Origin of the sequence: Flavobacterium sp. 102 (assembly GCF_003634615.1) — a bacterium.
GTDB lineage: Bacteria > Bacteroidota > Bacteroidia > Flavobacteriales > Flavobacteriaceae > Flavobacterium.
The window spans coordinates 1,462,733-1,486,570 of record NZ_RBKX01000001.1 but is presented as its reverse complement, the minus strand read 5'-3'; the positions used below and the strand labels follow the sequence as shown (position 1 = coordinate 1,486,570).

General features: G+C 34.0%; 27 protein-coding genes. 19 read left to right on the top strand and 8 right to left on the bottom strand.

The window, feature by feature from the left end; all coding sequences use genetic code 11:
• Nucleotides 1–60 precede the first annotated feature (60 nt).
• The 3 genes from C8C84_RS06505 (at nt 61) to C8C84_RS06495 (ending at nt 2,873) form a co-directional block, all read left to right on the top strand.
• Entirely contained in the window at nt 61–681 is a 621-nt protein-coding gene (locus C8C84_RS06505; protein WP_121312763.1) for a hypothetical protein, read from the top strand.
• Between the two features lie 105 nt (nt 682–786).
• Complete coding sequence (locus tag C8C84_RS06500) at nt 787–1,446, top strand: hypothetical protein (protein ID WP_147406818.1); 660 nt, start codon at nt 787–789, stop codon at nt 1,444–1,446.
• Nucleotides 1,446–2,873: an aminotransferase class V-fold PLP-dependent enzyme gene (locus C8C84_RS06495; protein ID WP_121312761.1), complete on the top strand. Its 1,428-nt coding sequence runs from the start codon at nt 1,446–1,448 to the stop codon at nt 2,871–2,873. Before C8C84_RS06500 ends, C8C84_RS06495 begins: the two co-directional genes overlap by 1 nt.
• 22 nt (nt 2,874–2,895) lie before the next feature.
• Here the strand turns inward: C8C84_RS06495 and C8C84_RS06490 are convergent, their stop codons facing one another.
• The 6 genes from C8C84_RS06490 to C8C84_RS06465 all read right to left on the bottom strand — a co-directional run bounded on the left by C8C84_RS06490 (nt 2,896) and on the right by C8C84_RS06465 (nt 10,166).
• Nucleotides 2,896–3,858 carry a transporter gene (locus C8C84_RS06490; RefSeq protein WP_121312760.1) on the bottom strand — a complete coding sequence of 321 codons (963 nt, stop codon included), beginning with the start codon at nt 3,856–3,858 and terminating at the stop codon, nt 2,896–2,898.
• A gap of 37 nt (nt 3,859–3,895) precedes the next feature.
• Nucleotides 3,896–6,802 (bottom strand): cytochrome c biogenesis protein, encoded by a 2,907-nt coding sequence (ccsA, locus tag C8C84_RS06485; RefSeq protein WP_233549747.1) that lies wholly within the window; start codon nt 6,800–6,802, stop codon nt 3,896–3,898.
• A gap of 376 nt (nt 6,803–7,178) precedes the next feature.
• Entirely contained in the window at nt 7,179–8,489 is a 1,311-nt protein-coding gene (locus C8C84_RS06480; RefSeq protein ID WP_121312758.1) for a hypothetical protein, read from the bottom strand.
• A gap of 42 nt (nt 8,490–8,531) precedes the next feature.
• Complete coding sequence (locus C8C84_RS06475) at nt 8,532–8,879, bottom strand: plastocyanin/azurin family copper-binding protein (RefSeq protein WP_233549741.1); 348 nt, start codon at nt 8,877–8,879, stop codon at nt 8,532–8,534.
• The gene (locus C8C84_RS06470; RefSeq protein WP_121312757.1) at nt 8,876–9,415 is read right to left on the bottom strand and encodes a DUF4142 domain-containing protein; all 540 of its coding nucleotides are present in this window, start codon (nt 9,413–9,415) and stop codon (nt 8,876–8,878) included. The genes C8C84_RS06475 and C8C84_RS06470 overlap by 4 nt, the downstream gene beginning before the upstream one ends.
• Before the next feature lie 88 nt (nt 9,416–9,503).
• Entirely contained in the window at nt 9,504–10,166 is a 663-nt protein-coding gene (locus C8C84_RS06465; RefSeq protein WP_121312756.1) for an FAD-binding oxidoreductase, read from the bottom strand.
• Between the two features lie 219 nt (nt 10,167–10,385).
• On the opposite strand from C8C84_RS06465, the gene C8C84_RS06460 reads away from it, so the two are divergent.
• The 6 genes from C8C84_RS06460 (at nt 10,386) to C8C84_RS06435 (ending at nt 14,702) form a co-directional block, all read left to right on the top strand.
• Entirely contained in the window at nt 10,386–11,051 is a 666-nt protein-coding gene (locus C8C84_RS06460) for an RNA polymerase sigma factor (RefSeq protein ID WP_121312755.1), read from the top strand.
• Nucleotides 11,052–11,065: 14 nt separating this feature from the next.
• Nucleotides 11,066–12,031, top strand: a complete 966-nt coding sequence (locus C8C84_RS06455) for a D-2-hydroxyacid dehydrogenase family protein (RefSeq protein ID WP_121312754.1) — start codon at nt 11,066–11,068, stop codon at nt 12,029–12,031.
• 112 nt (nt 12,032–12,143) lie between these two features.
• Complete coding sequence (locus C8C84_RS06450; RefSeq protein ID WP_121312753.1) at nt 12,144–12,530, top strand: hypothetical protein; 387 nt, start codon at nt 12,144–12,146, stop codon at nt 12,528–12,530.
• A 125-nt stretch (nt 12,531–12,655) separates the two neighbouring features.
• Complete coding sequence (folE, locus tag C8C84_RS06445) at nt 12,656–13,312, top strand: GTP cyclohydrolase I FolE (protein ID WP_121312752.1); 657 nt, start codon at nt 12,656–12,658, stop codon at nt 13,310–13,312.
• A 127-nt stretch (nt 13,313–13,439) separates the two neighbouring features.
• Nucleotides 13,440–13,880 (top strand): hypothetical protein, encoded by a 441-nt coding sequence (locus tag C8C84_RS06440; RefSeq protein ID WP_121312751.1) that lies wholly within the window; start codon nt 13,440–13,442, stop codon nt 13,878–13,880.
• A 27-nt stretch (nt 13,881–13,907) separates the two neighbouring features.
• Nucleotides 13,908–14,702 (top strand): T9SS type A sorting domain-containing protein, encoded by a 795-nt coding sequence (locus tag C8C84_RS06435; RefSeq protein ID WP_121312750.1) that lies wholly within the window; start codon nt 13,908–13,910, stop codon nt 14,700–14,702.
• A gap of 13 nt (nt 14,703–14,715) precedes the next feature.
• Here C8C84_RS06435 and C8C84_RS06430 read toward each other — a convergent pair whose 3' ends face one another.
• Complete coding sequence (locus C8C84_RS06430) at nt 14,716–15,399, bottom strand: Crp/Fnr family transcriptional regulator (RefSeq protein ID WP_121312749.1); 684 nt, start codon at nt 15,397–15,399, stop codon at nt 14,716–14,718.
• 103 nt (nt 15,400–15,502) lie between these two features.
• Between C8C84_RS06430 and C8C84_RS06425 the strand changes: the two genes are divergently transcribed.
• Nucleotides 15,503–16,348, top strand: coding sequence for a universal stress protein (locus C8C84_RS06425; RefSeq protein WP_121312748.1), 846 nt, complete (start codon nt 15,503–15,505; stop codon nt 16,346–16,348).
• A 44-nt stretch (nt 16,349–16,392) separates the two neighbouring features.
• Here C8C84_RS06425 and C8C84_RS06420 read toward each other — a convergent pair whose 3' ends face one another.
• On the bottom strand, nt 16,393–17,307 hold the full coding sequence (locus C8C84_RS06420; RefSeq protein WP_121312747.1) for a hypothetical protein: 915 nt from the start codon (nt 17,305–17,307) through the stop codon (nt 16,393–16,395).
• Between the two features lie 418 nt (nt 17,308–17,725).
• Between C8C84_RS06420 and C8C84_RS06415 the strand changes: the two genes are divergently transcribed.
• The 9 genes from C8C84_RS06415 to C8C84_RS06375 all read left to right on the top strand — a co-directional run bounded on the left by C8C84_RS06415 (nt 17,726) and on the right by C8C84_RS06375 (nt 23,799).
• Nucleotides 17,726–18,118 (top strand): DUF488 domain-containing protein, encoded by a 393-nt coding sequence (locus C8C84_RS06415; RefSeq protein ID WP_121312746.1) that lies wholly within the window; start codon nt 17,726–17,728, stop codon nt 18,116–18,118.
• A 150-nt stretch (nt 18,119–18,268) separates the two neighbouring features.
• Nucleotides 18,269–18,703 carry an Rrf2 family transcriptional regulator gene (locus C8C84_RS06410; RefSeq protein WP_121312745.1) on the top strand — a complete coding sequence of 145 codons (435 nt, stop codon included), beginning with the start codon at nt 18,269–18,271 and terminating at the stop codon, nt 18,701–18,703.
• A gap of 48 nt (nt 18,704–18,751) precedes the next feature.
• On the top strand, nt 18,752–20,491 hold the full coding sequence (locus C8C84_RS06405) for a cbb3-type cytochrome c oxidase subunit I (RefSeq protein WP_121312744.1): 1,740 nt from the start codon (nt 18,752–18,754) through the stop codon (nt 20,489–20,491).
• 18 nt (nt 20,492–20,509) lie between these two features.
• Nucleotides 20,510–21,517 carry a cbb3-type cytochrome c oxidase subunit II gene (locus C8C84_RS06400; protein ID WP_121312743.1) on the top strand — a complete coding sequence of 336 codons (1,008 nt, stop codon included), beginning with the start codon at nt 20,510–20,512 and terminating at the stop codon, nt 21,515–21,517.
• A 4-nt stretch (nt 21,518–21,521) separates the two neighbouring features.
• Nucleotides 21,522–21,782, top strand: coding sequence for a hypothetical protein (locus C8C84_RS06395; protein ID WP_121312742.1), 261 nt, complete (start codon nt 21,522–21,524; stop codon nt 21,780–21,782).
• A 12-nt stretch (nt 21,783–21,794) separates the two neighbouring features.
• The gene (locus C8C84_RS06390; protein ID WP_121312741.1) at nt 21,795–22,202 is read left to right on the top strand and encodes a cytochrome C; all 408 of its coding nucleotides are present in this window, start codon (nt 21,795–21,797) and stop codon (nt 22,200–22,202) included.
• A gap of 14 nt (nt 22,203–22,216) precedes the next feature.
• Nucleotides 22,217–22,630 (top strand): group III truncated hemoglobin, encoded by a 414-nt coding sequence (locus tag C8C84_RS06385; protein WP_121312740.1) that lies wholly within the window; start codon nt 22,217–22,219, stop codon nt 22,628–22,630.
• A gap of 69 nt (nt 22,631–22,699) precedes the next feature.
• Nucleotides 22,700–23,434: an iron-sulfur cluster repair di-iron protein gene (ric, locus tag C8C84_RS06380; protein WP_121312739.1), complete on the top strand. Its 735-nt coding sequence runs from the start codon at nt 22,700–22,702 to the stop codon at nt 23,432–23,434.
• Nucleotides 23,431–23,799 carry a DUF488 domain-containing protein gene (locus C8C84_RS06375; RefSeq protein WP_121312738.1) on the top strand — a complete coding sequence of 123 codons (369 nt, stop codon included), beginning with the start codon at nt 23,431–23,433 and terminating at the stop codon, nt 23,797–23,799. The genes ric and C8C84_RS06375 overlap by 4 nt, the downstream gene beginning before the upstream one ends.
• Nucleotides 23,800–23,838: the final 39 nt, after the last annotated feature.

The window sequence follows — 23,838 nt, the reverse complement described above, 5'->3', positions numbered from 1 at the left end:
TGTCAATATCGTCGTAGAGACAAGGATTAAAAAGTTAAATTTGCATTCTCGACCTTGATTATGCTAACAGACACCTTTTTACAACTAGTTAAAAAATACTCCAAAGACCACGAAGTGGCTAATAATCTGTGGTTGGAAATATTTACTAAATATTCTGAATCTAAAAGACACTATCATACTGTTGACCATCTTGAAGCGATGATAACGGACTTAAAAGCAGTGAAGAACAAAATTGAAGATTGGGACACTACCCTATTTGCTGTTTTCTATCACGATATTATTTACAAAGCATCGAGCAGTACTAATGAAGGCGATAGTGCTAAATTAGCCATGAAAAGGCTTTCGGAAATTGGTTATCCCGGCGACAAAATCGCCAAGTGCGCCAATATGATTATTGCCACCAAGCAGCATGAACTTTCGGAGGATAGTGACACCAATTTTCTTATTGATGCGGACTTGACGATACTGGGTAAAAGCGCAGAGGACTACCAAAAATATACCGAACAGATACGAGAGGAATATTCTATTTATCCGGATTTTATGTATACCTCCGGGAGAAAGAAAGCGCTTCAACATTTTCTTCAAATGGAAAGCATATATAAAACTGAATATTTCCAAAGAAAATACGGAATAGAGGCTAAAACAAATATTGAAAATGAACTCCAAAGTTTCAAACAATAATTAAAATCAGACGTTAGAACGTTTACTCTATTATAATAAATACTTATCGTTTGTAACCTTATTTCATAATTAGCATCAAAATTGCAAATCAAAATTTGCAAAACCATGGGTTTTATTTTCCCTTACAAAGTCAAAGTCGTTAAAAAAAGATTCTTAAACGAACGGATTGTCAAACTATCAATCGAGAAACCATACAACTACAATTGCAAGTTCGGTCAGGTAATTGATTTAAGCATTGATGCACCAGAATTCGGATTAGAGGTGGACACTTTTACAATTATAGACGTAAGCGGAAAAACTTTTTTCGATATAATCGTTAAGAGTTGTCCAAATGACAGTAAAATTTCAGATTACCTCAGTATAATAAACACTAATGAAAGCATTTTTATATCCGAAGCATGGGATGCACAGGAATACGAAGGTCCGGGGCTGTTTATAGTGGAAAATATTTTTACAGCACGGGTTTTAAGTGTCCTAAAAAAAATTACTCCGGAATCGACAACCATTTCAAATCACAAACTTTTGTCGTTGAGCGAGACAAAATCAGATGTTTTTTTTGATTTGGAATTAAAAAAAATCTTAGGTACAAATTACAAAAACATTTATGCTGAGAATGGCATAGATTATTATACCTTACTTAAAAGAAGAGTAAAAAATTCAGGTCAAAACATTTACATATGTGGTTCTTATAAATTTGAAAAGAGGATAATCACTGCACTTCTAAATATTGGTTTTACTCACGAACAAATAAATACAGGAAAGTAATGAAGAACAAAAAGTTATATTTATTGGAAGAATCGCAGCAACAACGTAAAGAACTATTAGATAAAACAATAACATTCGGCGAGAATTTCCTCGATAACTTAACACATTTAAAGGCATATAATAAACCCCTAAGTGCTACTGTCAGTACAAATAAAAAATTGTTAATTAATGATAACACTGCTAATATAGAGGAAATTTTATTGCTATTGGAAGAAGAAGTATTGAAACCTGGTTTGAATACCGCTTCCGGAGCTAACATGGGATACATTCCTGGAGGAGGGATTTTCAGTTCTGCGCTCGGTGATTACATAGCCGCTATCTCCAACAAATTTGCAGGAGTATTTTATGCCTCTCCGGGAGCAGTAAACATGGAAAATGAATTAATCAGATGGACAGCAAATCTTGCCGGGTATACTGAAGGTTATGGTGGTAATTTGACTTCAGGGGGAAGTTACGCAAACCTGATAGCACTCTTAACAGCAAAAAGAGCAAAAAATATAAATATCCGAAATGTAGAGAAAACAGTTGTTTACTGTTCGCATCAATCACATCACAGCATACAAAAAGCCATTAATATTATCGGCCTAGAGGACTGTATTATTCGGTACATTAATATTGATTCTGAATTACGTATTGATGTGAAAGAATTGGAAGTACAGATTACAGAGGATTTAAAAATTGGTTTGAATCCTTTTTTAGTTATTGCCAATGCAGGATCAACAGATGCAGGTATGATTGATCCTCTACTTGACATTGGGAAGATCGCAGCGAAACATTCGATATGGTTTCATATAGATGCTGCCTATGGCGGATTTTATCTTATGACAAATAGGGGGAGAAAAAAGTTAAACGGTATTTCAGCCGCAGATTCTATAATCATGGATCCGCATAAGAGCCTATTTCTTCCCTATGGTTCCGGTATAGTTTTAATAAAGGATATCAAACATCTTATTGCAGCCAATCAGTACACTGCTAATTATATGCAGGATGCCGGTGAAGATGGTAATAGCTATTCTCCCTCCATCCTTTCACCCGAACTTAGTAAACATTTCAGAGGATTGAGAATGTGGCTACCATTAAAGCTATATGGCCAAAGTGCATTTAAAGAATATTTAGACGAAAAATTAGACCTTGCAAAATATTTTTATTCTGAGGTAAAAAAAATCGGTTTTGAGGTAGGCCCAAAACCAGATTTATCAGTTGTAATTTTTAGATACGTACCCAGAAATGGTAATGCAGACCATTTTAATCGCTTTATCGTAAAAGAAATACAAAATAATGGAAAGGTTTTTATTTCAAGCACAATCATTAACGGAAACTTTACTTTAAGAGCAGCTATTGTCTCTTTTAGGACTCATAAAACAGAAGTTGACTTTTTGTTAAATATGCTAAGTGAAATAATTAGTTCAGAAGGAGTAACATTGTAATGTGACTAAAGAAGGAATTATTCTAAAAGGACTTAACAATTCCTATTCTTACTCTAACTCCCGCGTCATTTTGTTGCCCATTCACATTTTGAATAATGGGACTCGAAAAAGTCAATGGAAAGCTCCATTGGTCATAACTGAAATTGGCACCCAGATTTAGAAAGCCAAGATAATAACCGGAATCTTGATCTATAATGTCATCTTCTCTTATTTTATCGAGCCATTCACCGTAGTAACCGCCAAAAATTGTCCATCTGTATTTTGTTTCAGTGATTTCATATGGTGAATCTTCAGATATCTGTTCTCCTTTAACTTGTAACTCCTTTATGCTATAGGAGATTGAAATATTTTGGACTGATATATTTCCATAATAATTTCCTTTAAATCCATTGGTGGTAAATTTAAAAGTGCCATTACCTTGAAGAGTGATATTGTTCTCCCATCGCTTTGAAATAAGTAACCCAATCATTGGGTCAAATGAGCCTGAACCGACAACAACAGTAGTATTATCAAAATTCGAACCTTTCTGAATTCCCGTAGGCAATTCGAGACCTCCTTGTAAGGCTAGGTTAAAATTATTTTTAGAATAAGCATTAAATGTGCTCACTACCATTAAATCACCAACACCATTATCATTACCACTATTGGTTTGCAAAAAGACATAAGGGATTAAGGCAGATAAAGTGAGCTTATCAGTAATCCCATAACGAGCTCCCAAAGAATTTACAAAAATACTCTTGAGTGGAGTTTCTTCCTCTTCATGCTTTTCTTGATTTTCAATTGAGTGTGATTTCAAATTGATATTACGGTATTCAGTATAATTTTCAATGATAAACTGTTTTTTTTGAAGTGTTAACTTTCCGTTATTATTACTATTGAAACTCCCTGACGAGCCGGTTGCAGCCCCGGCGCAGCAGGCACATTGACCATTAACATAGTTTACAGAAAAAAAAACAGACATAAGTAATAGTTTATATCTTTTCATAGATTTTAAATTTAGTTGAGAAAAAAAGGTAATAATTTTAAGGTTTTAAAAAGGCCTTTTGTTTATAGAAAGAAAATACTGCCAACACCAGTAATCCGGCCAACGAAAGATATACATACACTGGCGTAATTACTTTGTCCCCTTTTGCATAGGAATGCAACCCCGACAAATAAAAGTTAACCCCAAAATATGTCATCAGTATCGAATAATAAGAGAAAACACTAAACAAAGAAAAGAGCCATTTGCCTTTTAGAATTGGGACTAATCTCATATGGATAACAAAAGCATATATCATTATGCTGATTAATGCCCAGGTTTCCTTAGGATCCCATGCCCAATACCTACCCCAACTTTCATTAGCCCATTGGCCGCCTAAAAAATTACCGATAGTTAGCATAATAAGTCCGACAGTCATTGAGATTTCTGTAATCAGCAGGACTTTTGTTATCGATAGCCCTAATTTATCTTTATTGGAATCATTTAAAAAACACATCATAAGTAATGAAACTATTCCTAGCATCATTGCCAACGTAAAAGGTCCATAGCTTGCCACAATTATAGCTACATGAATCATCAGCCAATAGGAATTTAAAACCGGTTGTAAATTGGCAATAGAAGGATCAAGCCAATTCCAATGAGCAACCATTAGTATCATTGAACAAACAAAAGCAGTTGATGCAATCGTCAAACTTGATTTTTTGCCTAATACTAATCCGAATAACATGGTAGCCCAACTTATGTAAATGATTGTTTCGTAAGCATCGCTCCACGGTGCATGACCCGAAATATACCATCTGCAAATAAGCCCTAAAGTATGTAAGCCAAAAAGTAAAAGAATCAAATAATGCATTACTTTTAGATAAACTCCTAGTGGCTTTGAAGACCTGAAAATGCTGATTATTGAAAAAACAAGCATAAGAATTCCAACATACAGGTACCATTTAAATAGTCCTTTGAATACATCATAATGATTGTAAAGCAATTCAGCACTTATTTTAGAATTAGAGGGTCTAACTTTACTTCCAAACCTTAATTGATATCTTTCAATACTGTGCAACAGTGAGTCAGATTTAGCGTAATTAGTGTCATCGAAAGCCGAGTTTAAAGAACTTAAGTAAAGAGGTATGATATTTTCCACAAAAAGCAAATCTTTACCTTTAATTTTCGAACGCCTAGCGTCAGAGGCTGAAATCCATTTATTATTAGCATCATTTGGAACTGGAAATATATTGAGCACTCGACCACTCAAAAGATTATAATAGATATTAACCCGCTTGTCTGTTTCTATAAAATCCTTCTCATATTGATTGGGTAGTGCGGAACGATAAGAATCTTTAGCTTGATTTGCAAGTTTATACAGTCCACTGTCATCAAAAAAATCTGCTAGAGCCGCAAATTTTTCACCCGCCTCTAAACCAATTAGTTTTCTTAGGCTATCATTATCTTTTTTCAAATATATCAATGGGACATTATACCATACCTTTGGTTGTTGCAAAATCGAAATCACAACCTGGTCAGAGTTCAAGGTGTTATAATGATCATTTTTACTTATCTTCCTTAACAATTCAGACGAATAAGTATTTAAGGGTTTCATTCTCCCAACTTCATCTTGTACAACTAATCTACTGAATAAATCAGCATGCTGGGGAGGAACAGCATAAAAATTTATAATCGAATCCAAGCGTACTTTAATAGCAGCCCTTTCAGAAGTCTTTATTGATTGTCCATGAGATGCTACACTTGATAACAGGAAAAAAAGCATCGTCATAACAAAGCCAATCTTTGAGAGATTCTTAAGTTTTTTTCGGGCAATTCCAAATCTTGATTTCTTATCAAACAATAATAAGATCAATCCTAAATACAACAATGTGTATCCGAAGTAAGTGATGTTAGTCCCTAGACGGTCATGATTTACTGCCAAAACAGTCCCTTTCTCATCGGGGTGGTAAGAAGCCTGAAAAAAACGATAACCATCATAATCTAAAACGTGATTCATATAAATTCTTTCTTTCATTTCTTTATTCTTATCCAAAACAGAAACCTTGCTTTCAAATGAGGAATAACTGTTTAACGTGCCAGGATATTTTTCTGCAACAAAATCATTTAGCCTAATTTTAAAAGGGATCTTAAACTCTCTGCTTCCATAACATAATTTTAGTCTCAAATTATCAAGTATCACAATTTCTGGAACTCCTTTCTTCTTTTCCTTTCCAAACAAAATCACTTTTCTGACAATATCTCCAACTTTGATTTTGAGTTCAAGAGCGTCATTTTCTTCCCTCCTTTCATTTTTCAGATCTGAAATAACATCCAACATTCCTCTCTGTGGTAATTGTGGAACAACAAATTGTATAGTATTAAATTGATAAAGGCTTTTTATACGGAGTAAAGAGTCAACATTGGCAACAATACTACCGCTTGCTCCGGTAGCCATTTCCAAAAAACTACCCGTAACAGGTGCTTTAACCACTAGTTCTCCATTCTTACCTGTTATAAAGTTAATGGCATTGAGCATGGGTTTATTAAAGGTAAACGTAACATTTGATGTCTTAAGAATGTCTCCTTCACGGATAAAGTGATCAACTCTTTCATTATCCATTATCGTGACAATTGCCAGGTATCTCTGTCCATTCTCATCCTGTCTCAAAACTTGTTTTGCATTTACTACAAAACGACTGTAGAAAAGCTCAACTGGTTTACCTTGATGATTAACACGAATACTAAAATCATTGTTACGTTCAGCAAATTGAGATAATAACAATGGTTTATTAATAACAGTCCGCTCTTGTAATCCTTTAGTTTCAATTTCAGCCGTTAAATAAGCTTTGTCAGACACTATTTCTTGTTTACTTTCCCCTTCTCTTAATGAGACTGTTCCCTCAAGTCCAAAATATCTAGTGATAAATGCTCCGGTTATAATAAAAACAAAAGCTAAGTGTAGCATTAAGATTATAATTTTTTCTTTTCTGAATAAGTTAAACCTCAATACATTACCAATAAAGTTCACAACAAACAAAAACAAAATTAACTCGAACCACCATGCATTATATATGATAGTTCTTGCCGTGTTCGTATCATAACTATTCTCGATAAAAGTCCCTGCTGCCATCGAGCAAGCAAATATCAAAAACAAAAGGGACATTAAATACGTGGACGAAAATAGTAAAGCTAGTTTTCTTATCATGAGACTTAATTTGGTGTGAGAAATATTCAGGAATTGAATGTAATACCGTAGAAAGATTTAAAGAGTATAAAAAAATCCCGTGACCAAACAATATGTCATGTCAATCACGGGACCCAATCAAAAACAAGTACTAAGATTAGATAGATTTCAGGTATTCCACTAGATCACTCTTCTGTTGTGAACTAAGCTGTAGATTAAAATGATTGTTGTAGTGATTCACAACATCATTCAAAGTAGCAAATCTTCCATCATGATAATAACCTCCTCTACTTCTGGCAAACAATCCTCTAAGCGGAGTAGTTCTGTACATTCCCGTTGGGGATCTGCTCGCTTCAAAATCATCAATCCCTATCTCGGCAGCTGAATGCAAGTTAAAGCCTGCATCAGTCAAAATTGGTGAAATATGACAAGTAGCACATTGTCCTACACTTTGGAATACAATCTTACCAGCTGCCGCACCGGCTGCATCATAGCTTCCTGCTGGAGGCGTAGGTGCGAGCAACGATAATTGATAGGCTTGTAAGCCAGGTAATTTTGGAGTTATCAAGTCTGGATTGTTCGTAACATTCCCAAAATTATTTTCACTAGCTATAGGAAACTGTGCTGCATTATTTAAACGAGAATCAGAAAAATTACCTTTTCCATGCATTTCTAAATTAGCAACAAATGCATTCCAATAAGTCATATCTCCCCAACCGGTATAAGTTGCTAAATTAACGCCTTGCATCCCGAAAGCAGCAGGGATAAGATTAGCGGCTATAGTACCATCAGGTTTCAATGCTTTACCATCCATAAACAGACCTGCATTAAATTTCCCAGGTCCCCATCCTTGTAAAACAGTCATTACTGTCGCCTCATCTACATGAAGCAAATTAGCTAAAAAAGCAGCATTATCAGTTAATGAAACTATCATTCCTACATTTAAGTCCCTATTTGGCCAACCATCGAGTCTTTTGCCAATCCCGGCTGAAAATGAATCGTCAACCGTTGAATGACACAGTGCACAAGTAATTCCAACTGATGTCATATCTCCGTTAGAATTGAAGTTCCCTTTTAACCCTACCACTGCATCTAATTTTAATAGGGCAAGTGTTGTAGCAGGACTAGTCAAATCAACTTGACCTGCTTGTATGCTTTGAACAAGCTCAGCTGGCAATGCTTCTGAATCAACTTTTAGTCCAACTGCTAGTGCCGTAGCAGGACTTACACCTGAACCATATCCACCATTAGAAGAGCCTTTTATTGCTTTATCTAGGTGCAAAATACCACTCCAAAAGTCTTCATCTCCAAACGTGTCGTGTCTGAAGGTTTCCTTTCCTTCCGTTACCAGTGCCGGATCTAAAGTTTCAGTAATTGTCTCGGTTCTTATCTCTGTCTCTGTACAACTACTACTAAAAACACCCACAAGTACCACCGATAACAGACTGTAGATTCTATTGATTTTCATTTTTTAAATTTTATAAGTTAGCTTTATTTAGTTTTAAATTATCTACTTCACAATAATTTTACCTTTCATTGTTTTATGAAGGTTACAGAAATAGCTTTCATTCTTTGTAATGATTTTACTCCAACTTTGATCTTGGTTTAATGGCTTCGAAGACCATGTTTTTTTTAACTCATCAGTAACATCATGCGGATAAAATTCTTTATTGATCCAAACAACCTTAGATCCTTTTTCAACAACCAATTCAGAAGGCGTAAACTTCATTTTTGAAATGATTACCGTATACACTTTAGGCCCTTTAACCTTTTTTTGAGCACTAACGTTCAAAACGAAAACTGTCATAAAAAGCAAGCATAAAATGCCTCTAAAGTGATTCATTCTGATAGTCATCATTTTGAAAATTTATGTTGTACCATTTCAGCATGAGCCAAATGAGACTCTAAAGCAGGCAAAACCGCCTGTAATAATGACTTCAATTCAACATTCTTAGATTGTGGAATCAAAAGATCTTTTACGGCATTAATAACTGCTTTATGATAAGCAACCTCATTGTCAATATAAGCTTTGTCAAAGTCTTTTCCTTTTTTTGCTTTCAACTCTTTCTTAGTTCCCTCCGAAGCACTCAATAATGACTGACTAACAGCATTGTCTTTGGGGGTAACACCCAATTTTTTCACAAGGGCTACAGCTTGTCCAATAACAGCCTTGTGATCCGTCATCATCAACGTCGCAAACTCTTTAATTTCTTTGTTTTTACTTTTTTCAATTGCTATTTCCGCATAGCTGATATCTATTTGATTAGCGACTACGGCAACTGATGCAATTTCAGGATCTGATAATTGAGGTTGTTTTTGCCCGAACGAATAGGATGACACTAATAAAATCAGTAGTGCTCCAAGTGTTTTTTTAATTGAATTAATTCTTTTCATTTTTGAATAATTTAAAGTTTATAGGCTTTTGATGAAAATTCTAATGCTAGGTTACAAATCTTTTCATTTATTTTTTGGTAATGCTTTACTATGCAACCTGGATTTTTTCTTCAGCAATTCCAAGACTAATTAAATTTTCCTTGACACTATAGTTAAATCCCTCAGGACCGCAGATGTAGAAAAATAATCTTTTATTACCAATTCTAGATTCTAAGAAAGGTCTATCAATTCTGCCATGTAAACATGAATCAGTTACTTCTCTGCTCAAGACATTCAAAAAATTATCGCCCAACAGTCCGGTAAGCTCATTTCTCAATATAATATCCTCTTGCTTTTTATTAGCATAAATCAGAGTATTATTCCCAAGCATATTTGCTTTTGACAAATTTCTTATCATTGGTATAAAAGGAGTGATTCCTGAGCCAGCGGCAATAAACACGCCACTACCTTTATATTCATAAGAGTCCCAAGCCTCAGAAATTATTATTTTGGAATCAAGAGGCATCTCCGAAAGCCAGAACGTCAACCTTTTTTTTTCTGTGTACACTTTAACTATTATTTCAAGAAAGTCGTCTTCATTTGTATTAGTTAAAGTAAATGGGGCAAAGTGCTTAAATGATTCTAAAATATCTATTGACAATTCGATTGCCTGTCCAATCTTGCATTGAAATGTTTTCGGCTTTTCTAATTTCAATTTCAGTACATCGTGCGTTATCCATTCTTTATGGATGATTTTTGAGTCGTAATACATTTTCTGGATTTTTAATTTGTAAATTTGAAAGAGCTCTTTTTTCCCGCTAATCAGATATTAAACGATGTAAATACCAATTCGCAACTGCAAAAAAGCAGAGCCCTTTTATTTTTTTGCATCTGTGAAACTTCGACTTAGATGCATTAAGTGATTTAATAGTTACATTATGTAACCTTGTGTTCCTGATTTGCATCTAATCAAAAAAACAAGAACATCACCATGGAAACAAACAAAACAAAGAAATCGGTACCGCCGTTAACGGACGAAGTTATAATTGAACGAATCCTGCAAGGTGAGACTGAACTATTTGAGATTCTGCTTAGGAGATACAATCAAATACTTTATAGAACCGTAAGAAGTTATTTGAACGATGAGAGTGAAATTGAAGACGTTATGCAGGACACATACATCAACGCATTTCAAAAACTATATCAATTCAATAATAAAGCGTCGTTTTCAACTTGGCTAATACGAATAGGAATTAATGAAGCATTGCAAAAAAACAGAAAACTCAGTAAAGTAAGAATGCGAACGACATCATTAGAAGAAAAAACATATCAATTACCAGACAATACGAGTATGAATCAGGAAAATAAAATTGCACAAACAGAGAAAGCGGGTTTTATTGAAAGAGCATTCGAAAAACTTCCCGAAAAATACCGGCTTGTTTTTATGCTTAATGAAGTGGAAGGAATGAATATCTCCGAAATTTCAGATTGTCTTAAAATAAGTCAAAGCAATGTCAAGGTAAGACTTCACCGCGGACGAACAATGATGAAAGAATCACTCCTTAGTATGGTCAATAAAGCTGAGCTATTTGAATTTGGTAATTCAAGATGCGATAGGATTGTTGCTTACGTAATGGAAACAATTATTAAATTATAAATCAATAAAATAAAATGAAAGTTGTAATTCTAGATGATTATCAGGAAGCTGTAAAAAACTTAAACTGTTACAGACTTTTGGAAGGACATGAAGTGACAGTAGTCCAAGATCTTCACAACATCTCTGCTACCTCTTTCGCAAAACTTAAAGAAGCAGAAGTATTAGTACTAATACGCGAAAGAACAAAAATAACGGAAAACTTTTTATCCAGTTTGCCAAATCTTAAACTAATCAGCCAAACTGGGAAAATTGCAAACCATATCGATATCGAAGCATGTAACAAATATAAAGTGTTGATTGCAGATGGAGTAGGTTCACCGATTGCCCCGGCTGAATTAACTTGGGCACTAATTCTAAATGCCCAAAGAAAAATTCCACAAGCAATTGAAGATATGAAGAACGGTCTGTGGCAAACAAACATTGGGACAACACTAAAAGGCCAAACATTAGGCATATGGGGCTATGGTAAAATTGGCAAGAAAATAGCAACCTACGCAAAAGCTTTCGATATGACTGTGCAAGTTTGGGGTAGTGAAAAGTCTTTGACCAATGCTGAATCCGATGGTTTTATAAAAGCCCAAAGCAAAGAAATATTCTTTAAAACCTCTGATATAGTGTCGCTTAATTTAAGATTAGTACCGGAAACAACCGGCATAGTCAAATTAACAGATTTACAGCAGATGAAAAGTGAATCAATCTTCGTTAATACTAGTCGGGCTGAATTGGTGGAGAAAGACGCTTTAATAAAGGCACTAAAATCAGGAAAACCTGGTTTTGCAGCTTTAGATGTATATGAAGACGAACCTGTTTTCGACAAAGAATTCCCATTATTAAAAATGCCTAATGTAATATGCACGCCTCACTTGGGATATGTCGAAAAAAACGGGTATGAACTATACTTTTCAAAAGCATTTGAAAACATCAATAATTTTGCTAAGGGAAGACCTGAGAATATAATTAATCTTCATATTTTAATGTGAGCTAATGATCATTTGTTCTACTATTGAACTACTCCTTTTGTAACTTTTTGAAATTTTGTAACCTCTACATAGTTTTTTTCATCTAACATCTAAATAATTAAAAACTTAGATAATGGAAGCAAAAATTTCACAAACAATCAGACAAACGTCAGACTTGCTCAGATTGACATATGGTATAGTTCCAATTGTGGCGGGGCTAGATAAATTTTTTAATTTACTCACACATTGGGAGGATTATGTACCTCCAGCATTATCTTCCTCTTTACCTTTCTCTCCACACACACTAATGATATTAGTTGGGATTATAGAAATTGTGGCTGGTCTTATAGTCCTGGCAAGACCAGTTATTGGAGGTTATATAGTTTCAGCATGGCTTGCCCTTATTGGTGTATTATTATTAGCTGGCGGTTCATTCTTTGATGTGGCCGTTCGTGATTTTGTAATGGCTATTGGTGCCTTCTCGTTAACAAGGATAGCAAAGCTTGCCCATAAATACTAGCTATAAAATCTTAAGCTTTCAGGTGAAGTTGGTAACGTCTTTACTTGTTAGCTTATCGTGTTTTATTGTTAATCCTCTTTGAAAAATTAAATTAAAAAAACAGTAACTAGTATAAATAATAATAAATGGGTGACCAGATACTAAAATTAAATATAATGGTTGATAAGAAATTGCATGCTGATATACAGACACCTATGCACGCGGGGGCATTTGATATTAACGATGAGTCAAAAATAGAAATAATTGAAGAATGCTTCTATAAAATCATGCATACTCTCGGGCTCAATCTTGAGGATGATAGTCTAAAAAAAACGCCCCATCGAGTGGCCAAAATGTTTGTCAAAGAGGTATTTAGCGGCTTGAATCCTTCTAACAAGCCTGATATAAAGCTGTTTGAAAATAAATATATGTACAATGAAATGCTTGTTGAAAAAAACATAACACTTCATTCTTATTGTGAACATCATTTTGTCCCTATCATCGGAAAAGTGCATGTTGCTTATATCTCAGGAGGGGAGGTAATCGGTCTTTCTAAAATTAATCGTCTTGTTCAGTTTTATGCCAAAAGGCCACAGGTACAGGAAAGACTTACTAAGCAAATAGCTGATGGGTTGGTGGAAGCGTTAAAGACTGAAAATGTTGCAGTAATTATTGAAGCAGATCACCTTTGTGTAGCCTCTCGCGGAATTAACGATACCAACAGCAGTACTGTTACATCTTGTTTCTATGGCAAGTTCAAAAAGAAATCTGTCAAGTCCGAATTTAAAGCCTCCATTGTATAGTGTTGTCTTGTTCACCAAAAGATATTTCATATTATGAGTGATAAAAAAGCCTTTATAATTACGATATTATGCCTACTTATCTCAATGGTGTTCTGTTATCTTCGCTATCATTCTAGTTAAAACAAATATGACCAACGGCATTTTACAAACAGCTATGCTAAGAAAAACAATAATGACAGCAAGTTCTGTTACCTTGGGAGTGTCTGGTGTGATTTTAAGTTTTGCTCCTGATTTTTTGTGGGAGAGTCAAAATATTAAAGCTACTCCAATTATTTTAGTATTTACGCAGATTCTTGGAGCTTTATATTTTTCATTTGCTGTTCTTAATTGGTTTGTCAAAGGGAGCATGCTGGGCGGAATATACAATCGACCCGTTATCCTTGCAAACTTTACTCATTATCTCGTCGGATTTATATTCTTATTAAAGGGACAAATTTTTCACTCTAATGAAAATTACAAGATCTGCTTATTGGTTTTAATCTATTGTTCGTTTAGCATTTCTTTTGGCATAATGCTTATAACCAATCCTAATCTTGATGAACCTAAGTCTTTTAAACTTCAAAAATAAATAAGTAAACAATTTAAATTTATATTTATGAAAAAAACAGTACTAATTATTACAACCTTTTTATCCGTTACAACTATCAGCGCTCAGGTAACAGAAACTTTCGAGTCACAAACAGACAATGCACTTTCGTTTGCTAGTGATACGAAAACATTCAATCTAGGCGGTGTATTTCATATCGAACATTTGCAGGACTATGGATTAGGCCCTTCAAATTATTATATTGACAATTCAAACTCGTGTGGTACTCCTGGAGTTACTGGCATTATATCTACCAGCGATGGAAATAATGTCCGGTTGAATAGTCTTTGGATGTTTGTTTCTGCTGATTGCATTTACGCAGGTTCAGGAAATATTCTGGTTTCATGGTACCGAAATAATAATCTGGTTTCTTTCATGAGCTATTCTATCACTTCAGTAATTACTGTGAATAATGGATATGTTAAGCTTGATTTTGATGCTGATGGACAAGCCGCTATTGAAGCAGATGAATGGCGCTTTCAGGTACCTGCTTCACTTAATTACATGGCGATAGATGATTTTAAATGGACAGACCCAGCATTACAAACATCCTTTAGCAGTTTTGAGTCATCAGTAATTTATTACCCAAATCCGGTAGCAGAAACCCTCAACATAGATGTTGCTCAGGAATATGAAAGTGTTACCGCTAAAGTGATGAATACATTGGGCCAAGTCTTATATGAAGAAAAGATATTGTCTACAAAAAATATTAAATTGAAGATTAATGGTCAAACTGGTCTTTACTTAATAGAACTAAAAAATAACTTAGGGGAAAAAACTGTCCTTAAAGTTTTTAAATCCTGATTTCAGGAAACTTTTAAGATCCTTCGGCGATCATTTCTAATAATTTGTTATTGATAATCCGAATGCTCCTGCCATTATTAGTTAATAATCGCTGTTTCACAAAAAATCCGATAACCCTGACTACTGTTTCTTCGGTAGTGTCACTATAACGGGCTATGTCCAATTTGGTCATAGTTATAGCTGGTGGGTTATCGTTTTTATACTTTTCGCTCAGAATAAGTAGCACCAATGCTACTTTTGCTCTAGCAGTTTTATGTGATAATGATGAGATAAAATTAACCCATACATTGAATTCATAACTAAGTATCTGAATAAGAATACCAGACAATGTTACTGACTCTTTGATGATACGGAGATATTTTTTTCCTTCATAGATTTCAACTTCACCATCTTCCAAAAAAATTGCACTAACTGGATTTTTTTCATTGCTGAATAGTGTCCTAAATCCAAAAAAATCTCCTTTCGTATATATGTATATAATGCGAATTCTTCCATCAGTGTTTAGTTGTTCAATTTTAATTTTACCCCTTTTGAGCCTGTAAACAAACGATGTTAGACTTCCTTGAGCATAAAGAACTTCTCCTTTATTACATTGCCTTAAAGTTTTGATGGATTCGAGCTTTCCGCCTTCCTCACTTGTAATATTTTCAAATAGTTCATTACTCTTGAAACGATAATTGTAAAGATTGAAACTCATAATTACGAATTATTGGTTGACAAGCATCAACCTGTTGTATTGAAACGAAAACTAAATTTGAAATCAACTTAACCTACTACTCCGTCTATAAAAACAATGATTTATGAAACTCAATTGTAATAATATTTGTGTCCCAATGGATTTCTCTCCTTCAGCACGAAATGCCCTAAGAATGGCGTTCCGGATTGCTGATTTCAATAAAGCCAATTTGTATCTTGTACATATAACAAAACCCAGATACAAAACCCAGTTTTTTAATGTTCGTCGCAAGATAACAGCAATGATAGACCGAACTGCAAAAAGTGTTTTATTAGAAATGGATCCAAATGACCTAAACAAAATAAATAATAACAAACTCCCTTTTACTATAATAGTTCAAATGGGCGCAGTCGGTAGTGGTATCCAAGAAATTGTAATGTTGAACAAAATAGATTTAGTCATTTTAGGCACATCTGGTAAGAACAATATCTTTGGGACGACACACTTTTCCTCATCATTGGAAATAATTAAGCATATAACCTGCTCATTTTTGACAATCCCGGTCGTTTTTAATAAACAAAAAATAGAATCAGTATTGTATCCCTTTGCCAACAATACAAAAATAACAGACTACTTATCTTTTATAAATCCCTTAATAAAAATCGATGACTTATGGATTCATTTTCTTACTGTAAAGGATTATTCCCAGATTGTAGAATTAACCAATGTTTCTTATCAGCTAGATTATGCTATCGACAATTTAAAACTCAAGATTACCGGCATTTATGGTAATGTTCAAGATGGCCTGTCTATTTCTGATAAAATAAAATATCTTGCTGTTGTTTTAAAAGTAGATGTCATAGTAATGTCTTATTCCTTCGTACAATTATTCAATATAATGGATCATACAATACAAAATGATAAAATGAGTGACAATTCATCTTTCCCAATCTTGTGTTTAAATTATTAAAAAATCTAACATAATAACTATGTTTAGCATCACAATCTCAAGTTTTAACTTAGATACAAGACAACTTTTTTTCTGATATTTTCATTCATTAGCATAAGGTTCGAAATCATGTTATGTTCTATAGGTAGTAATGATAAATTTGTTTTACGGTATAATGGCTTAATATAAAAATAATAGTATAGAGCATAGCATGTACTCCTCGACATAGTCTCCATTTCTTTCACAACATTACCATAAAAATCAATTCGTTGATTAATAAGAAGCTCCAAATCAAAATGTTTAACCAATTGGTGCTTTTCAAGATAGAAAATTAACAATCTTATCAAATCGTTTTGAATTCCAGAAAGTTCTATTTTAGAATTATCGAGATAATTCATTATCAACATACAATTGAAAAAAAGTATCTCAAACTTGCCTTCGATACTAGCCCTCTCTATCTTATCCATGACAAGCATACCATTCCATGCAATACAAAAGATGATGACTGCCTCACTTTTTTGGAGAGTTAGTTCAAAAAAGTTAACACCCATGTCTATGTTCACAGGATGCTTCCTCAGATTCATTGTTTTCAACAAGCTTGGATTAACTCCTTTGCTGATAGGATGATTTAAGGTATCATTGATTATCTGTCTAAATATTAGTCTGGAATCTTTATTATCGGCAAAAATCCATTCGTATTGCATACTTTTTTCGCCGGCTATTATAAATTCTACAGATATAATACCTGGGAATTGCACAAGAAAGAAAGCACATACATTTTCAGTCTCCGGAAAAAGTAACATAATCGAATCATCTGTATGAACTTGAACTTCAGCATTAGGATCCAATCTAACTATATGATCAACAAGCTCTCGATATCTTTCAGTTATCGGCTTCTTATTGCTGTTAATTTTCACATTGGATGTAATTTGAGTTAAAATAATATTGTAGCTATCAACTACCTTTTTACAGGATTTCATATTACTGTTTATTTATAAATTTTAGTTTATCAAAAATGCCTTAAAATAGATGTTTGATCCATTATAAACACAAAGATAAAGCCCAAAAATTCAGTGATTTTACAAAAAACAGCCTATTATTTATTCATTCAGGCCAAAAGCATTTATGTTTAGAAATGTTGCCATAAATTTGCCTTAAAGATTGTTTTTTCAAAATTATGAATCGCAATCATTATTAATTATGGGACAAATAACATCGTACGCTTAGGTTCCTTAATGTTCGATAAAAAAGAAATAAATCTCCATTGCAATTGCTCCAATGTACTCAAGATAGATTGTAAGAATTAAAATAGTGGAAATAATGGTGTACAGATTGTTTTTATTTGGCTTATGGTTAAAAAATTTTGAAATCGAAATACAAAATTTATCACAATAAGTTATGGAATTACAACTAAAGGATTTTCCTAAAAAAATACCCCTAGACAGTATTGCTGTAAAAAGTATATACGAAAGCAAAGATTCCGATGGCACCTACAGAATATTCATTGACCGTACACTGCCAAGGGAAATAAAAAAATCTGAAATCACAATAGATGAATGGAATAAACAAGTTGCTCCATCTCCGCGACTTACAAAATGTCTCAAAGAAAAAATTACAGATTTTGACCTTTTTTCCAAGCTATATGTTCTTGAACTATTAGCAAATGAGAAGGAACTTGACCGAATAAGGAAAATAGCAAAACATAAAAAAATCACTCTACTATGCAAGTCGCAAAATCCATCTCGTAATCATGCATTAATTTTAAATAGAGTTTTATTACAATCACTTTAAAATTTAGACAAATGAAAATCAGTTTAAGTAAAAAACTATTGATTGATTTCATGTATGAAACTGAAAATGCTTTTATAATAGTAATATTAAAAAATATAGTAGACATAATTGTCCATTATTCCCAATATTATTATTTTTGTAAAAAAAATTATGTTTTCAAAGGCATGTGAATACGCAATTAAAGCATCAATTTATATTGGGCAGCAGTCGGTATTAAATAGAAAAGTAAGTCTAAAGGAGGTTTCAACAGAAATCGATTCACCATTGGCTTATACTTCCAAAATACTTCAGCAGTTAACAAAGAAGAAAATGATTAACTCAGATAAAGGTCCTACAGGTGGATTTTCGATGGATAGTTTAGCATTGTCATCTTTGAGGTTAAGCGATATTGTTTTAGCAATTGATGGAGACTTGATATATAAAGGTTGTGGTTTAGGTTTAAAAAAATGCAACGAATTAAAACCATGTCCAGTTCATTTTGAATTCAAAGCTATCCGAGAAGAATTAAAAAAAATGTTAGAGAACACTACTATTAAAGAACTTGCCGAAGGAATTGAAACCGGTCTTACCTTTCTAAAAAGATAAAAAAATTTAAAATAATAATGGACATTTTTGTCCACTAAATAAGTAAGTATGAACAACAACATTTTTGACGAATACGGAATTATTATTATATTATTCTTAATTGCCATACCGGTAATAGTTGCATCTATTATTCTTGTAATTAAAGCAAATAATGTTTTAAGAAGATATATAAATAAGAACAAGCAGGAGAAATTTAACAACTATCTACATAACCTAAGCGAGAAGGAAATTAAACTTCTCAAAAAACGTCAAAAAGAAATTGAATTTGAGTTGACTAATAATGAACTCCGCGGAAATTTAAATTCAAATGACAATAAAGGATTACTCAGTAATATAAACAAGTCAGAAGAAATCAGATTTGTAGAGCAGAAAAAAAAGAGCCAGCCCCGTCCATACATTGAACCCAAATTAACAAAACTGATACTTTGGTATCTTGCTTGTGCAACATTTTGGTTAGTAATTGGTACAACTATAGGCGAATACCTGGGTATTAAGTTCGTTGCTCCGGACTTGGATCATAATAGTTGGTTAAGTTTTGGTAGATTACGACCAGTCCATACGAATATGGTCTTCTGGGGCTGGGCTTCTTTAGCAATGATTGGACTTGCCTACTATGTTGTCCCTCGCGTCAGTAATGTCGATATAGCAAGCACAAAAAAAGGATATCAATCATTAATCCTCATAAATGCAGCAGTATTTCTTGGCAGCATTTCCTTAATGAATGGTATAAATAATGGTGGAGGAGAATATCGAGAGTACGTATGGCCAATAATGAGCTTATTCGGCATTGGTATTGTACTTACACTAATAAATTTTTGGAAGACCGTAGCTATAAAAAAAACAAAAGAAATTTACGTTTCAAATTGGTATATTGTAGCATCACTGATGTTTGTACTCGTAATCACATTTGTTGCTTATTGGCCCTCTTGGCAAGATGGTTTGGGGGAAACTATAATTCAAGGGTACTACATGCATCAGGGAGTTGGTATGTGGTTTATGCTCTTTTCCCTTGGCCTTATGTATTACTTCCTGCCACAACAACTTAACAAACCTATTTACTCATATAGCCTTGGTATTTTGGCCTTTTGGTCGCAAATATTATTTTATACGCTCATCGGAACGCATCATTTTATCTTTAGTGCTATACCATGGTGGATGCAGACTATAGCCATCGTGGGTAGTATGGGAATGATAATACCGGTTGTCGCAGGAACTACAAATTTTTTAATGACAATAAATGGGTCTTGGGGCAAACTAAGTACCAGCTATACACTCCCATTCTACGTTATTGGAATTATATTTTATTTTACCGGTTCTTTACAAGGTACCGCTGAGGCTTTCAGATTTACCAACCTGATATGGCATTTCACTGACTTTACTGTAGCACACTCTCACCTAACCATGTACGGTATTATAACTTTCATGTTATGGGCGTTCATCTATACCATCGTACCGCGCCTTACTGGGAATGAACCACCGCAAATTACAGTTGGAGCCCACTTTTGGCTTGCCTTATTAGGCCTCTTATTCTACACATTTCCCTTAATGTACGGAGCAACTATGAGAGGACTATTGTGGTTAGAAGGTAAACCATTTATCGATACTGTATCATTTATGGCTCCATATTGGTTATGGCGGGCAATAGGAGGTTCCCTAATGTGGTTATCTCATATTTTATTTGCCTATAACTTTTATAAAATGGTAAACCCTCAAAATGATTACCGTATTCCGACCTCACCAAGCGAAATATTAAAAGCAAAAGAACGGAAAGAGTATACAGTCGAATAAGTAGTAAACAGCATCCCTATGGAATTATTCAACAATCATAAGAAACTATTTTTAAGTGCTCTAAGCCTTTTTATAATACTGACGCTTATAATGGCAATAATGCCGGCACTTTATAACCAAGAGTACAACGCAATTTTACCAAATGCAGCGCCACCAAGTGATGACGCTATAAAAGGCAAAGAGGTATACATAGCAAATGGTTGTGTGGCTTGTCACACGCAACAAGTACGTAATGTCGACATGGACAATGTTTGGGGTGATCGACCATCAATTGCTGCAGATTATGCTGCAAATAAACGAGCGGATCTATGGCGAAACACGGCAACTCTAATGGGTACAGAACGAACAGGGCCAGATTTAACAAATATTGGTAAACGCCAACCAAGCCTGATGTGGCATCTACTGCATTTATATCAACCACGTGCAACTGTCCAAAAATCAATAATGCCGGCATACCCATGGCTGTTTGAAGAAAAGAAAAGTATAGGCAAAAATGACATAGAGATAATCTTACCTGATAATTTTAATAATAGGACAAAGAGAAAAATAGTAGCCACTAAAGAAGCCCTTCAATTAGTAGCCTACCTCCAAAGTTTAAAACAAACAGAGTTACCAGATGGAAGTCCTACAAATTCATTTCTCTATAAAAAAATAGAAAATAAAAAACCTAAGGAACTTGTAGATACCTCGATGCCAGACGGTGAATCTCTATATGCCAACAATTGTATGAGCTGCCATCAGGCAAATGGTGAGGGACTAAAAGGAGCCTTCCCACCTCTAAAAAATAGTCCGGTAGTCCTTGGCGATAATTTAGAATTATTTGTCACCATAATTATGCAGGGATATGATCCCAGACCTGAGTATGCAACCATGAACGCAGTCGGGACTGATAACAATCTCACGGCTGAAGAAGTAACCGCTATCATTAATCACGAACGAACGAGTTGGGGCAATAATGCAAAAAAAGTAACTATAGAACAAGTAAAAGACATCATTGAAAAGCTAAAACTAATACCTAAAAAATGATACTATGAGAATTCAAATTTCAACAATAATTATTATACTCTTAGTGCAGCAATCCGCGCTGGCTTGTCCCGCTTGTGAAAAGGCGCAACCAAAAATAACTCGTGGAATAACACATGGTGTTGGACCACAAAACAATTGGGATTGGATAATTGTTGCTCTAATAAGTGTAATAACGGTTATAACATTTTTTTACGCTCTTAAATACATTTTTAAGCCGGGTGAAAAAGACGATAAACACATTAAAAAAACGATATTAAACTTGTAACAAAAAAACAAAATGAATGATGACAAAGCCAAAATAATATTGTTTCTAGACAATGACATTCAGCCCATTGCAGAATTTGAAACGCCTATTCAGTTTGAATTAGATACTAATAAGCTGATAGATGGTGATCATATCTTAAAAATCGTAAGTAAATCTTCGACAGGTCGAGAAGGGATTAAGAAAATTAAATTCACTGTTCGCAACGGTCCTTCAATAGCAATTGAAGGGATTAGGGAAAATGAAACCGTAGATGGAGTTATTCCTCTGATGATTAATGCCTATGATAAGGGAGATCAAAAAAAATTCATAATAATTGGAAGTGAAACGCCTCATAGTATTCCAAGTTGGTTGTGGATACTATTAATTGCTTTTATAGCTTGGGCGCTGTATTATTTGATCACAAATTTTAATCTAAACTAAGTAATTTAACTCAAATGAAAAAAGAAATTTTAAACATAAAGGAGATTGTGCTACTAGTTGATTCTTTTTACGCACAGGTACAAAAAGATGACATTCTTTCTGAAATATTTGACCAAAAACTTCATAATTGTTGGCCCGAACATCTTGAAAAAATGTATCGCTTTTGGCAGACAGTTCTTCTCGAAGAGTATACATATAAGGGTAGTCCGTTCCCTCCACATGCTGAACTATCTGTTGATAAAGAACATTTTGATCGTTGGTTAGAATTATTCTGCTCAACAATTGATCTTTTATTTATAGGAGATAAAGCTGAAAAAGCTAAATGGCAGGCAAATCAAATGGCAAAATTATTCCACGCCAAAATTGAGTTCCAAAAAAATAGTGAATCACACTCCTTACATTCAGTAAAGGAGCATAATAAAGAATAGCGTCATTCGCTATTCGTTGACTACTTAACAACAAGAACTAATTGAATAATAATTATAAATTTAAACATTATGAAAATACATATAAACCAAACTGTGGGCCATCTGGTGGCACAAGACTACCGTTTAGCATCCGTTTTTAAATCTCTTGGAATCGACTTTTGTTGTCACGGTAATAAATCTTTAAAAGAGGTTTGTAACGAAAGAAACATTTCATTCGAAATGATTGTTCAACAACTAGAACTAATGCTCCTTCATGAAAAAAAAGAAACAGTTGATTATCAATCTTGGAGTGTAGACCAATTAGTAAATCATATAGAAATTAAGCATCATCGTTATGTTGAAAAGGCCATTTTAGAACTCAAACCCTACCTAAACAAAGTTGTAGAAGTTCATGGAGATAAGCATCCTGAATTATTTGAAATTAAAAATTATTTCAATACTGTTGCTGAAGAACTTTCAAAGCACATGATGAAGGAAGAACTTATGTTATTCCCTTACATCTCTAGACTAGCAAAAGCGATGAAAACAGGAGCATCTGTCGGTAAACCTGCATTTGGAACAGTAAAAAATCCAATAGAAATGATGCAACGCGAACATAGCGATGAGGGAGATCGGTTTAATGAAATTGCAATCTTAACCAATAACTATAATCCTCCACAGGATGCCTGTAATACATTTAAAGTGACCTATGCTTTGCTTAAAGAATTTGAAGAGGATCTTCATCTCCACATTCACTTAGAAAATAACATTCTGTTTCCTAAAACTATTGCTCTGGAGGAAGAATTAAACAGCATACTTCAATGATGATTCAAATAAAAAGAGTATATGATAATAAAGGACCCGATGGATCATATCGGGTCTTAGTCGACCGGATTTGGCCTCGTGCAATAAAAAAAACTGATTTATTCGTAAATGAATGGAACAAAGAAATCACTCCTTCACCAACATTAAGGAAGTGGTTCGACCACAAAGAAGAGAGATTCGCTGAGTTTGCAATCCGCTATCGCCAAGAGCTTTCATCAAAGAGTAGGGAGCTACAACGACTTAGAGAAATTGCCAGAAATCAATCGGTTACATTACTTTTTGGTGCTAAAAGTTATCAAATTAACCATGCCGTAATTTTAAGAAATGTACTCCTTCTAGACCAAGATGAAATTCAAATTAAGTGAGTTTAAGCCCAAAATAGCTTCCATTTGAAACGGTAAAAT